This is a genomic window from Bacillus cereus group sp. Bc010, assembly GCF_027716745.1.
Taxonomy (GTDB): domain Bacteria; phylum Bacillota; class Bacilli; order Bacillales; family Bacillaceae_G; genus Bacillus_A; species Bacillus_A pacificus.
This window is the reverse complement of the sequence record NZ_JAQFUY010000011.1, coordinates 17,071-29,609: the sequence shown is the minus strand read 5'-3', so window position 1 is coordinate 29,609 and position 12,539 is coordinate 17,071. Positions and strand designations below refer to the sequence as shown.

The following is a 12,539-nucleotide window of genomic DNA, read 5'->3' as shown; positions in this document are numbered from 1 at the left end:
CCCTAACTATACGTGTAATAAACTTTTTGTAACCTCAATAATGTGCTGCATTCTCATAAAGTCTAAATGCAATACTTCTTTCCCACGTTCCGTAATGACATACACTTTTCTTCGTTTATCTTCACTTTTTACCGATTCTATTAACCCTTGTTTTAATAAATTTTCAACCGCCCCATACAATGTACCCGCTGCAATTTTCACTTGATGATTACTCAATTCCTCTACCTTTTGCATAATTAAATAACCATGTGCTGGCTCTAATAAAGCTAAAAGAACGTAATACGTCGTTTCCGTTAATGGTAAATTTTTATCTCTATTCATAAAGACCTCCAATGTAACGATAAATATATAGCTAAACTATATAGTTCAACTGTATAATTTTATTTTATACAGTTAGACTGTATATGTCAAATGCAGAAATAACTTTATAACCCATAACAAAAACGCTACCTTATAAAAAGATAGCGTTTTTCATATTACCCTTGCTTATTCTTTGCCTTCATTTGCTCTTCATAAACAAACTTTGCGGTCATGAAATCGTTAGGAAAATCTCCCAACGCCTTCTTCATCACGTTCAATTCTTCTTGTGATTTGATCTCTACTCCGTTTAAGAAATCAAATGCTTTTGATTGTTCATCCGCAACAAAGTTTTGCGTCATATAGTCATCTTGGAAGTCTTGCTTCGCCTTTTCTTTCACTTAATTCATTGCATCTGTTTTATTTATATTTTTCACAAAACTACTCCAAACAAATACTGAAAATAGCATTGTTTATTTCGGAAAAATTACAAACATACTTTTAAATAATATTGATTATCATTTTCAATGAGTTAATGATATAATAACCTTATCAAATATAAGGAGGAAACAACAGTAAGTGCGAACATACGAAAATATGAACAACACTCTTTATCACGTAAATTTCAAAATAAAAAAAGAGAGGTGAACAGTCTGCTACTAACAAAAGAGCGAATATAGATAACAATATTCTTACGGTGCAAAAGAATGTACATTTGTCTATATTTTTAGTAGCAGAAAATTATGATTACATCTTTTATCCCTAAAAATGTATGTATCTTTTCTATTATCCTATTTTCTATATTCTTTTCATCACTATCATCGCAACAAACAATAGCAGCAGAAGATCCCGAAGCTCCAGTAACAATAATGAATCCAGATGAACTTTCCAAACCCGAAAACTATATTCAAAGTACAGATTCATTATATGAAGAAACCGGAGGCCTTTATACAGAAGAGGACCTCAAAAACGCCATACCTAAAGATAAAACAAAAACGCCGGACAACTCCATCAAATTAAATCCATCATTTGAGAAACCACCTATGAAAGAAAAAGATAAGAAGCAACAATTTGCACCACCAACTTATCCCAGCAATGATCCTTTCCCAACTAAAGCAATAGTTCCCAAAACTACAGGAACCTCTAATTCTAAAACGTCGGTATGCTCTGCATCTGTAGTTACTTCTAATGAAGATAACGCAATATTAACAGCAGGTAACTGGCGTTAAAGCTTCCTTGTGTACGGACTTTTTATTTGTTCCAGCGTAGTTCGATATGGGAAAAATCCCATGCACCATAACTACATGAAAAAAGTGAAAGCATCTTCGACTTCATCGAGGACGTTTTCACTTTTTAAACTAAATTTGTTACATCTCTTTTTCATTCTCACTACATAAACGTAATCGTTACTAAAGAATATCCTTCTTTCGCATTATACGGCTCCGCTTTATAAGAAACACGGTTCGCTCCTTGCGGATAACCGATTTCCCCAATTGCTTTTTTCACATCTTGTAATGCACCATCCATTGATTGTTTATAAAGGATTTCAATCTTTGGTAACTTTTCTTTATAACGTTGCTGCATTTTATTTTTTAATTCGTTATAGTTATTTGCGATGTATTCATTTCCTAAATAATTTAACTTTGTATCTTTTAATATTTGCTGATATATAGGAGTTTTCGTACCACCTGCCGCAATTTTATTTGTTAATGTACTATAATAACTTGTTGTAGCTTGCGGATAGTCCCCGCGGTTCCACTCATGATTTCTTGCGATTTGTTCATCTGATAAGTTGAAATAGGAATACGTTACGCGGCCTTGTTCATCTGGAATCGGATCATCAAATGTTGTATCAAGGTGATACCATTTATTTTCGATTTTCACCAAATTCCAAGCATGAGGTTGTCCATCGCCAGTTCCCGTTACGAAATGATTCTCAATCCCCGCTTCTTTTAATAATTGATAGGTTAATAGTGCGTAACCTTGGCAAACCGCAGAACGATTTACGAGTGCTTCATATGCTGTGTAAGCTTTATAAGACGTATCGTAAGAAATATGTTTTACGACATAATCATGAATCGCCTTCACTTTTTCATGATCATCCATCCCAACTTGTGTAATAGAAGAAACAATTGCCTTCGCTTGCTTCATTACATATTCTGTTTGTTCTTTCGTTTCACGATATGTAATTTTTAGCGTAAACGTATAATTTCCAGGTGATCCAGAAAGTCCATATGAAACATTCGATCTATTATTATTTGTATACTCATTTTTACTTGCCACTTCTTTATAAGCGTTAAAAAGTGTATTCATCACTTCTTTTGTATTACTATTTGTCGTTTTATATGGAAGTGTAATATTCGTTTCGTACGCATTAATACGCTTTTGCACTTCATCTTTAAATGCTGCTAATAGTGCTGCATCCCCTGTATCTTGCACCGCAACTTCTGGTTTTTTATATTTCAAAGTGTTATATAAAAATTGCGCATACTGTTCACGTGTTACCGTTTTAGATGGCTCAAATTTCCCTTCACCTGTACCAGAAGCAATCCCAGTTGATTGCACTGCACTAATTGCGTTTTCACCCCAAAAACCGCTTGGAACATCGTTAAATGTATGCTTTTGTTTCGCAGAAAGATGGAAGGCATTTGTTAAAATTTGCGCCATTTCCGCACGACTCACAGGAGCTTTCGGTCTAAAATTCCCTTTCTCATCCCCTGTAAATACCCCTGCATTCGTTAACATTAAAATTTCCTCAGGGAACATCGTAGAGTTTTGATTAATATCACCATAAGGGTTATTAAACTTAGATCCATCTTTTAATACATAAAGAGCATTATTGCTACTAAATGTTCCGCCTTGTCTATTCGGAAGCATTACACGATACACTAAAGCTGCAACTTGCTCCCTCGTCGCAACATCTCCAAAACCAAATATCCCATTTCCATAACCGGAAAGAATATTTTTGCTCGCTAAATCTTTAATTGCTGGATACGACCAATGCGATGTAGGCACATCGGAAAAAACACCCGCCTCAGCAGCTCTCACATCACTGCCGTTTGTATACAGTAAAGCACCACCAATAAGTGATAATGATGTAATTGATTTTAATAGTTTTGTGTACATAATTCCTTCTCCCAATATCGTTCTCTATTTATGTTATTTTTTGTCGAAAAATCTAAAAGAATATGACAAAACATATTATACTATTAAAATTTTTTGAAGGATATATTAGGTTTTGAAATATGCAAAAATTCATATTGTTATAGGAGCTCATGGTGATATTATGTTGTTTTACTTGTGGATATATAAATAAAAGAGAAATACAACATACAAACAGCCCAAATTACTCATTGAAACTTGGGCGTTGTTTAAAATATGAATGAATACTTTTCATATGGATTCTTATCAGATTCTAAATTAGTTAATATAGATTCCCTTTACAAATATGGATTTCCTCAAAACCCTTATCATCATAAATTACTCATTTTTATACTATAAATCATTATAACAAAAATAAAAATTTTGTTATAATGAACTAAATGAGAAAAGCAATAACAACTACATCTCTATATTAATATAAGTTACCTCAAACATCACAACTAGTTCCGATACTCACAAAATAACCAATTGAATATAATTAAAATAAATCGCTATTTAGCATTTCAGATCCGAGAAAGATTTATTTGCAAAGGATTTCTATAACCAAAAATTGAATATTATATATAATAAGTTTATTTTTTATTAATACTGTGTAATACCAATGCTTCAGCGGGTTCCAGATTTTGAACTTTTTATTGATTATAAATAGTATTCATACTTAAACTTTAATCTATGTTGATTTATATCTGACTTTCGAAAGAAATAACTATCTCTTATACTCAAACTAAAACTTAGATTCTTTTTTTAAGCTATTTTCTTTACTCTTTTTATAGCTCACATACTTTAATTCCTTATTATTATACTCCACAAATTCTCCTCTACTCTCACATTGGTAGAGTAGGAAAAATAACAATAATTCTATTTTGATTTAATACCTTTTAACTACAACATAATTTTAAAAGGGGAAAAAACATGAACAAAGTGAAAAATAACCATAGCATAAAAATGGAAAAAAACGAGAAAAACGATGAATATATTAAGAATATCGAAGATGAACTTAAAAAGGCAAAAGAAGCAGCCACTAAAGAGCCACTAAAGAGCCACTAGGTTTTTTTGATTATCTGGAGTTGGAAAAAGAAAACTAGTAATCCTAGTTTTCTTTTTCCAAAAATGACTGTACACATTATTAAATTTTTATTTTGATAGATCTAATAACCCATTACCTTCAGCACTAGCCGCCAGCCCCAAAGAAACTGTACGTTTAATTATTTGCGCATAGATTTCAGCCTCGGTCATAGTTCTTTTAAATTCTTTTTCTATAATATTAATTATTAAAGCAGCTGCTCCAGCAACATGAGGTGCGGCCATAGATGTACCTGAAAGAGTTTTATATCCATTTCTTGGAGTAGTTGATAAAATATCTCGACCTGGAGCAACCAAGTCAATTTGATTATTGGTATTGGAAAAATATTCAATCTTTTTCTTAGAATTTACCGCTCCAACTTGAACAACCTCATTGTATATGCCTGGATATATCTTTTCTGTGGTGTCAAAATTCCCATCTCCATAATTTCCCGCTGCACAGACTATTAAGATTTGTTGGCTAATAGCTGTTTTAACCGCATTGTATAAGTTCACATCATCCTTTCTTCCTCCTAAAGACATCATTATTACTCTTACTCTTTCACCATTTTCTCCACGCCAATTAATAGCATAATAAATCGCATCAATAATTGATTGATATTTTGTTTGTCCATCACCATTAACAACTTTTAAAATAAGCAAACTTGCTTTAGGGGCTACTCCAACTACCCCTTTTCCATTTTTCGCTGCAGCAATGATTCCAGCGATATGAGTGCCGTGTGAATTATTGTCTACAAAATTAGCAATATCACTTTCGTAATCAGATGTAAAATTCCTTCCACCAATAATATTTTCAGCTAGGTCAGGATGATCAATTTGACATCCAGTATCTAAAATAGCAATGACTACCCCTTTTCCATAATTAGCTTTCTCCCATATCATTGGAGCCTTAATCATATTTACCCCAGTAGGAACTACATCACCTGTATTAGTAGATAAGACTAATCTCTCATTAACCAACCAAAACAACCCCATTCTAAACCTTTTATTTTTAAAAAAAGATACTGTTCTCAGCGATTATAAATATTCCTCCAAAAGATATAATCTTATTTAATACTTTTCTACCTACTTCAGCATGTGTGTAACTTTTGCATATTTATTAAACATAATTTCATTTTTCAACGTAATTAAGTTAGTACTTTTCTTAAAAGTGTAATAACAATATAATAAAACCCTCAATTATAGACTTTTTGAAAGTCCATAATTGAGGGTATACAATTTAAAATAGTGAATAAATTCCACATCATTGAAGTGAAAATACAATATTAAATTTTCCCTCCACGCTTTATCCAATTAACATACCCATTAAATACTAGCAGTTTCTCACTTAATTTCATCGGGGTGAATAACAAAATAGTATATAAAAAACTGTACATTAATAAGAATATTAAAAACTTAATGAATATACTGTAATTTAGACTTATACTAATAAAAAGGCTTATAAAGAACACCAGAAACATTATAAAAAAGTATCTTTTATAGGTAAACATATTCTCCCTCCTTTATAATAGTAATTGTAACACCAAACTTGAGGAGGGAGTATGTTATTTTAGCAGTATCCTAAACTTTTACATGTAGGTCCACAGATCAAGTAATTATCAGAGAAACATTTTACTCCCCAAATTGCTCCGCAAATAAGTATACATGCTGGACCTCCAATAGCAGCACAAGCAACACTACATGCCATTGTACCAGTTAAACCACAAGACATACCTTGAACAAAATTACATACTCCTGAACATACTGAGCATTTAGAAACCTGGATAGAAGCACTTTCTGCTTCTTGTGCTGTATCAATAAATTTAATATTTTTTAATTCTTCCGAATCGTATAGTGGATTTTCATGCCAGTCTACTTCATAGCCATTTTCCTGGGCTTTAAGAGATAAAATAGGATATACTTTTTCCTCTACAGCCTGTAAGGAATGTGATAGGCCATCAACAAAAATATTTCCAGTGGCTTTCAGTTCTGTTCCTTCGATTGAAAAAGAAATATTCATATTAATTTCTTCAAACATTAAACTCAATACTTTAATAGGAGTTTCACCTCTTGTGTATTTAGAGCCTTGTACTTCAGTAAGAAGTTCTTTTAATTGCTGACCCTTTTTTTGAGAAAAGTAATTATCTAAAGAATATGAAACTAAAGCTTGTACACTTTGATTAGACAACGCCTTCTCTTTTAACTTTTCAAGCTCTCTCCCTTCTACTTCCTCGAAATTAATTGTGTTTTTTTCTTCCATCATCTTTTCCCCCTATAAATAATATTTGGAGGCGACACTCGGATTCGAACCGAGGATAAAGGTTTTGCAGACCTTTGCCTTACCACTTGGCTATGTCGCCATATGCTGTTCTCTTTCATTATCTAAAAGAGAATTCTTTAATATAAAAATCAAAATTTTATCTTTAATTTTTCTTCCCTTAAAAAAGAAAGAAAATTCAGTTTTAAAGAGGCGACACTCGGATTCGAACCGAGGATAAAGGTTTTGCAGACCTTTGCCTTACCGCTTGGCTATGTCGCCATATGCTGCTCTCTTTCATTATCTAAAAGAGAATTCTTTAATATAAAAATCAAAATTTTATCTTTAATTTTTCTTCTCTTAAAAAAAGAGAAAGAAAATTCAGTTTTAAAGAGGCGACACTCGGATTCGAACCGAGGATAAGGGTTTTGCAGACCTTTGCCTTGCCACTTGGCTATGTCGCCATATGTTCTCTTTCATTACCTAAAAGAGAACTCTTAAGTACGAAAATCAAAATTTCATCTTCAAATTTTTATAAACTTAGTTCTTTTTTGCATACAAAAGATGCTAACTTCATGTTGTTTTTCAATGAAATCAAGAAAACTATGTAACTTAGTTGTATATACCATAGCTAAATCTTGATAAAAACAGACATCCTCTTCCTTACAACAATCTATACATTTCACAACAGTCATTAAATCTCTTTTTAATTCGTTATACCTTTTCAGTTCATTCTCAATTTCGTTCACGTATATCCCTCCTGCTTTAAAAACTATACACTTACTATAAGAGAAGTAATTAATGAGAAATTCAAAGTTGAAATGAAAATAAATTATTTCATTCGAATTACATCTTTTAATGTTTCAATGACATCTGTTAATCTTTCCAGTTTTTTCTCAAATCTAATTAACAAATAAACGGCTAACGCAACTGGAAAGCCAAAATTACCAATTGCAGAAAACCATGGTTCTAAATGAGTAGGATCCATATTACTCGTACCACCTTTCTAAATTAATTGTGTTTGTTTGCTTCCTTCTTTGAGATATGAAAACTCTAACTTTTCTGTGCAATTTTAAAATATAAGTATGCTATGTACACTGAAACTACAGCATTGTCTGATCAAGAAGAAAACATATGTAAGAGCAAATCGAGTGCACAAGAAGCAAATAAAGTAGCCCTAGATGTCCTAGTAATTTTTACGTCATTTCCCTTTCAAAAAAAAACATTGTAGTTTACAAAGAGAAATCACATCACCTAAACTAAAAAAGTATGAAATAAAAAACATTCTATATAGCTTCACGAACATAAAAAAGATGATTGATATTTAAAATCACAATCATCTTTTTGCCTAATACTATTTTAAAAATCTACACTCATAACATACATTCTTATTTGTTCAAAATGGCTCGGAGTTTACTTTCCTTAAAACCAACTACCTTTTCTTCAGTCTGTTTACCATTATCTTTAATGATAAATAAAGGAATACCCACCGCATTGTATATTTCGAACTCTGTTCGTACTTCCTCATTTATTACGTCCTTATTAATATATTCAAAACCATTTTCCTCCAACCACCTTTTAGCTCTAACACAAAAAATACAATCATTATGACCATATAAAATGATTTGTTTAGTCAAATTTATCCCTCCTTATCTCTATTCCTTAATTAAAGAGTTAATCTTTAGAGAAAAATCAAAAAACCTCATTTTATTTTTTATATTTTCTTTCTATTTTTCGTCTTGCATCTAGACCTTTATATATTTGTATTTCTCTGACCTTTTTCTATTCGACAAATTTATAAGATGGAATTACTGAAAATAAGAGATATACAAAATACCCCTTTTCTACCAAATAAAATAATGAGATAATACACAAAGGGAACTTACGTTCGATTTTTTCTAGGGATTTTTTGTTATTTTTTTATTTTTCAGGTGTTTGTTTCTCTTTTTAAATAGCGAGGAGGGTATTTATGAATAATAAAATAATTCAGGACTTTATTAATAAACACAAAAAAAAAATGGAGCAACCGATTGTCCGTAGCTTTTTGCAAAGTAAATATAATTACAATCTCTTTGAAGAAGCAATTACTAATCCAACACCTGAAAATAAACAGATTTTAGATCAAACTTTCAAATCACATTTTAAAAAAATAAAAGTAATAGATTATGTTAGTAAATTAATACATTACTATTCAATAGACCTTCAGAAAAAAATAACTCTCAATAAACAAAGGAATGTCTTGAATCTAGACTCCACGGTTGCAACGAAGGACGGGGACATGATTTCTAAATATGATATTATAACTTTAGATAATGAAGATAATACATATGATAAATTCATACAAAATGAAGATAATTTACAAAGTCACTTAAGTGATGAATTGTTAATCAAAAGTTTTCGCAAGCTATCAAAGAAACAAATAAAAATTCTAAACTTATTTTATTTAGAAGAGTACACAAATAAGGAAATCGCCAAGATATTAGGAGAATCTGAACAAACCATTTCTTATAATCATAAAAGTGCAATTAAAAAATTGAAACAATCCATGCAAATAGAAAAGGAGAGAATTAATAATGAATGATTGTACAACTATTGAATTTGAAGAAATAATAGAGATGTTTTCCCCTAAGATAAATAAATGTATACAAAATACCCCCTTTCAGGAAAGAGAAAATATAGAACAAGAAATAAAAATAAAAATTTTAGAAAAAATCCCTGTCCTACAAGACATTACTGCACCTACTTTTTTTGACTTTATAGAACAAAGTAACACGTCACCAAATTTACAATCTGAATAGATATGAATACTCAACTAAAGTGGATACTTCTTTTAAAATCTGTAAAAACTCATGTCGATATTATTTTGTTTTGCTTACGAATATATAACACACAAATAGCCCAAGTTCCTCATTGAAACTTGGGCTGTTTTTCGTTCTAGCGCAAACACCATAGGAGCATGCAAGTAGTACTACCCTAAACTTGACCATACTCCCACGATTACTTTAACAAAGGTTTTCACTAGAACCTTCTATACTATTTAACTAACTCTACTTGTTTCTCTAATTCTCTTCCAAGGAATATAGCAAGCTCTAGCATACCAAATTGATTCGCTACAGACTCTGCATCAGAATTATAGTTTGTATTTGTATTAATATCATACGTATAAATTGTTCCATCCGAACTGCGAATAAATTCAATACCAGCAACGGCAATCTCATTTTCTTTCAAAAATTCTTTGTATTGTTCAATAATCGGCTCATGGAAGTCCCAGTCCCGTATAATTTCAAATTTTGTTGGCACTTCTGTCTTACTCTCTTCTCCTACTGGGCAGAAAGCATCTTGAATCGAGCACGCATCTGCTGGACAAAGTTCAAATCCTTCTGATGTATCCACTTTAACCGCATATACAAACTGGCCACCCACAAACTCACAACGTGTAATATATGGCTCTGGTGCTTCAATATATTGCTGGATTAAAGTAATTCCATCAATGGGTTCTTCAAACGCCGGACTATCCAAATATTGCTCTAAAGCATCAATAGAATGAAAGAGTTGGACACCAAGGCCTTTACCTGCACGGTTATGCTTTGTAATGAACGGTACTTCCCCTAACTCTTTTGCTGCTTTTACTATATGATCACGGCCAACAGCACCAATTGTTTTCGGCACTTGTATGCCAAAATTTCTTAATGCTGCATATTGATTCAATTTACTTACCTCAAGGCGTAACGCACGAGATCCATTACATACTGTGCGCCCGTATCCCTCTAGCCAAGCAAGAACCCCTTCCGTCAACTCAGGTGCATATCTATGACCTCTCGTATGTGAAGAAGCACTCATGCGGCTATAAAAAACACCTTGGGGAGGTTCTTCGTCTAACGAAATCGTTCCTTCATCTAAATGCCATTCCTCATACGGTAACTCCAACTCTTCTAACCTTCTCAATAAATGATCCGTCCATTCCTTATTCTCATGTAATATGTAAATTTTACTCATTTGTAATCAATTCCTTTCTTTTCGCTTCAACTAATGGCATCACTTTTTCAGAAAATCGTTTCATCTCTTCAAGCTGTGGTGAAAATTGTAAAAGTAATAACGTAACACCCACTTTTTCAAAAGCAAGTATCCTTTCTGCAATTTGTTCTGGTGTTCCGATTAAATTAGGACGTAATCCGCGATTCGATACGGAATAATCATTGAGCTTCACTTGCTGTTCCAACTGCGATTTACTCACAAAATCTTGGTAACCCGCGTAACCTAACGCATCATCTTTCACATCCGTTATGCGTCTCAATTCTTCTAACGCCTCTTCTTCTGTATCACGACAAATGACGTAAGCCGCAAGCCCGAATGATTGCAATGGCTCCTCTGTAACTTTCTTTCTACGATTCTTCATATCTTCTATTTTCACAGATACTTCTTCCACTGTTCCCCCGTGCATGACATATGCATCCGCGTGGTTTACGATTACCTCTTTTCCTCGCTCACTCTCACCACCTGCATAAAGCTTAATGCCTTGTTTCTGCACCGGTTTTGGACTTAAATGTGTATGATGAAGCTCATAAAAGTTCCCTTTATAAGAAAACTCTTCTTCTTTCCAAAGCCCCTTCAAAATTGTTACAAATTCCTCTGTGCGATCATACCTTTCATCATGTGCGGTAAATACTCCGCCGTACTGTCTCGCTTCTTCTTCCCACCATGCTGAAACTACATTCAATGTAAAACGACCATTACTTAATTGATCAATATTTGCTGCCATTTTCGCTGTAACTGCTGGATTATGGAAGCCAGGTCTTACAGCTGTCATAATCTCTAATCGATCCGTTACTGCTGCAAGTGCTGCCGCAGTGGTCCACGCTTCTAAACTTGGTGCTGAAACACCTTTTATATCATTTAAGTTTAATTCCGCAATAAGTGTTGTTGAAAAACCTAATTGTTCTGCCGCTTGCGCCGTTTGTTTTGCATACTCAAACGTAGGCGGCATAGATTCATCATTTACATTCCGAAGCCATCCCCCAAAAATCGGCAACCAAAAACCATACTCCATTACCTATTCCCCCCTTTAACTTTTAGCCATAAAAAAAGCTACTCTTATCGAAATAAGAGTAGCCTTCTTGACTAATTGAACCGCTCTTATCTTTCAGGTGTTTCTTCACCTGCAGGATTTGGCACCTTTCGTCTCATACGAGGTTGCCGAAGTTTCATAGGGCCCGTCCCTCCACTTCTCAACATAAGAATTGTTTGATTTTCATTTATTATAATCATCAGAATAATAAAAATCAATCATTTAATACTTATTTTTCCTATAAGCATTAAATGATATATAAGAAATCATATTTTTATAGCAGTTCATAAAGGTATTATCTTGTTTTACCTACGAATATATAAAGGGGTATGTTGTATCACGTCGAAAACATCATTTTAAATGTATCATTTTTGTAATTTATGTAAATATATTGAATATGTAGAAATATTTATTTAACTTTTGGTAATATTAGGATTCCATTTTATCAAATGAAAAATAGAGGAATTTAGAGAAGTATGTAACAGTGCATAATAAAGTGAAACTTTAATCAGCGGGGGGTTCTTTATCCTCCACTGATTATTAGTTGAACCAATCGGACTTTTATGGGCAGTTGATCCCCCACCTAACTTCTTTGCTTTATTAGTTGTATTATTTATTCTGTTAATCATTATCGGATGCAGTTGTTTCTGCTAAAAAACTATTAGAAAAGATACCTATATGGGTACCTTTTCTTTA

At 32.7% G+C, this 12,539-nt stretch carries 14 protein-coding genes, 3 tRNA genes, 2 pseudogenes and 1 riboswitch; of the genes and pseudogenes, 6 read left to right on the top strand and 13 right to left on the bottom strand.

Annotated elements, in window-relative coordinates; all coding sequences use genetic code 11:
* Positions 1-6 precede the first annotated feature (6 nt).
* Complete coding sequence (locus tag PDQ68_RS14180) at positions 7-321, bottom strand: PadR family transcriptional regulator (RefSeq protein WP_001078066.1); 315 nt, start codon at positions 319-321, stop codon at positions 7-9.
* A gap of 155 nt (positions 322-476) precedes the next feature.
* Positions 477-734: pseudogene (locus PDQ68_RS14175) on the bottom strand (hypothetical protein); the annotation flags it as partial.
* 156 nt (positions 735-890) lie between these two features.
* Between PDQ68_RS14175 and PDQ68_RS14170 the strand changes: the two are divergent.
* Both PDQ68_RS14170 and PDQ68_RS14165 read left to right on the top strand, forming a co-directional pair.
* A pseudogene (locus tag PDQ68_RS14170) lies at positions 891-1,003 on the top strand (RNA-guided endonuclease InsQ/TnpB family protein); the annotation flags it as partial.
* Positions 1,004-1,040: 37 nt separating this feature from the next.
* On the top strand, positions 1,041-1,526 hold the full coding sequence (locus PDQ68_RS14165) for a hypothetical protein (RefSeq protein WP_016716683.1): 486 nt from the start codon (positions 1,041-1,043) through the stop codon (positions 1,524-1,526).
* Positions 1,527-1,686: 160 nt separating this feature from the next.
* Here the strand turns inward: PDQ68_RS14165 and PDQ68_RS14160 are convergent, their stop codons facing one another.
* Positions 1,687-3,423 (bottom strand): S-layer homology domain-containing protein, encoded by a 1,737-nt coding sequence (locus PDQ68_RS14160; protein WP_016716682.1) that lies wholly within the window; start codon positions 3,421-3,423, stop codon positions 1,687-1,689.
* A 948-nt stretch (positions 3,424-4,371) separates the two neighbouring features.
* Between PDQ68_RS14160 and PDQ68_RS14155 the strand changes: the two genes are divergently transcribed.
* Positions 4,372-4,506, top strand: a complete 135-nt coding sequence (locus tag PDQ68_RS14155; RefSeq protein ID WP_270786871.1) for a hypothetical protein — start codon at positions 4,372-4,374, stop codon at positions 4,504-4,506.
* A gap of 87 nt (positions 4,507-4,593) precedes the next feature.
* Here PDQ68_RS14155 and PDQ68_RS14150 read toward each other — a convergent pair whose 3' ends face one another.
* The 8 genes from PDQ68_RS14150 to PDQ68_RS14115 form a co-directional block, all read right to left on the bottom strand.
* Positions 4,594-5,502 carry a S8 family peptidase gene (locus PDQ68_RS14150; RefSeq protein WP_080444074.1) on the bottom strand — a complete coding sequence of 303 codons (909 nt, stop codon included), beginning with the start codon at positions 5,500-5,502 and terminating at the stop codon, positions 4,594-4,596.
* 589 nt (positions 5,503-6,091) lie between these two features.
* Entirely contained in the window at positions 6,092-6,784 is a 693-nt protein-coding gene (locus PDQ68_RS14145) for a hypothetical protein (protein ID WP_153016924.1), read from the bottom strand.
* Positions 6,785-6,807: 23 nt separating this feature from the next.
* Positions 6,808-6,881, bottom strand: a tRNA-Cys gene (locus tag PDQ68_RS14140).
* A gap of 108 nt (positions 6,882-6,989) precedes the next feature.
* A tRNA-Cys gene (locus PDQ68_RS14135) sits at positions 6,990-7,060 on the bottom strand.
* A 111-nt stretch (positions 7,061-7,171) separates the two neighbouring features.
* A tRNA-Cys gene (locus tag PDQ68_RS14130) sits at positions 7,172-7,242 on the bottom strand.
* Between the two features lie 60 nt (positions 7,243-7,302).
* Positions 7,303-7,527 (bottom strand): hypothetical protein, encoded by a 225-nt coding sequence (locus PDQ68_RS14125; protein WP_061182682.1) that lies wholly within the window; start codon positions 7,525-7,527, stop codon positions 7,303-7,305.
* A gap of 83 nt (positions 7,528-7,610) precedes the next feature.
* Positions 7,611-7,766: a YvrJ family protein gene (locus PDQ68_RS14120; RefSeq protein ID WP_016716676.1), complete on the bottom strand. Its 156-nt coding sequence runs from the start codon at positions 7,764-7,766 to the stop codon at positions 7,611-7,613.
* A 400-nt stretch (positions 7,767-8,166) separates the two neighbouring features.
* Positions 8,167-8,415: a glutaredoxin family protein gene (locus PDQ68_RS14115; RefSeq protein WP_061182683.1), complete on the bottom strand. Its 249-nt coding sequence runs from the start codon at positions 8,413-8,415 to the stop codon at positions 8,167-8,169.
* A 332-nt stretch (positions 8,416-8,747) separates the two neighbouring features.
* Here PDQ68_RS14115 and PDQ68_RS14110 point away from each other — a divergent pair, with 332 nt between their 5' ends.
* Both PDQ68_RS14110 and PDQ68_RS14105 read left to right on the top strand, forming a co-directional pair.
* A complete protein-coding gene (locus PDQ68_RS14110) occupies positions 8,748-9,359 on the top strand; it encodes a sigma-70 family RNA polymerase sigma factor (protein WP_061182684.1) in 612 nt (203 codons plus the stop codon).
* On the top strand, positions 9,352-9,576 hold the full coding sequence (locus PDQ68_RS14105; RefSeq protein ID WP_061182685.1) for a helix-turn-helix domain-containing protein: 225 nt from the start codon (positions 9,352-9,354) through the stop codon (positions 9,574-9,576). Before PDQ68_RS14110 ends, PDQ68_RS14105 begins: the two co-directional genes overlap by 8 nt.
* 235 nt (positions 9,577-9,811) lie before the next feature.
* On the opposite strand, the gene PDQ68_RS14100 is transcribed toward PDQ68_RS14105, so the two are convergent.
* The gene (locus PDQ68_RS14100) at positions 9,812-10,774 is read right to left on the bottom strand and encodes an ATP-grasp domain-containing protein (protein WP_061182686.1); all 963 of its coding nucleotides are present in this window, start codon (positions 10,772-10,774) and stop codon (positions 9,812-9,814) included.
* Positions 10,767-11,825, bottom strand: coding sequence for an LLM class flavin-dependent oxidoreductase (locus PDQ68_RS14095; RefSeq protein WP_061182687.1), 1,059 nt, complete (start codon positions 11,823-11,825; stop codon positions 10,767-10,769). The genes PDQ68_RS14100 and PDQ68_RS14095 overlap by 8 nt, the downstream gene beginning before the upstream one ends.
* Positions 11,826-11,908: 83 nt before the next feature.
* A riboswitch (SAM riboswitch) is annotated at positions 11,909-12,015 on the bottom strand.
* Between the two features lie 380 nt (positions 12,016-12,395).
* Between PDQ68_RS14095 and PDQ68_RS14090 the strand changes: the two genes are divergently transcribed.
* Complete coding sequence (locus tag PDQ68_RS14090) at positions 12,396-12,497, top strand: YjcZ family sporulation protein (RefSeq protein ID WP_080012582.1); 102 nt, start codon at positions 12,396-12,398, stop codon at positions 12,495-12,497.
* Positions 12,498-12,539 lie beyond the last annotated feature (42 nt).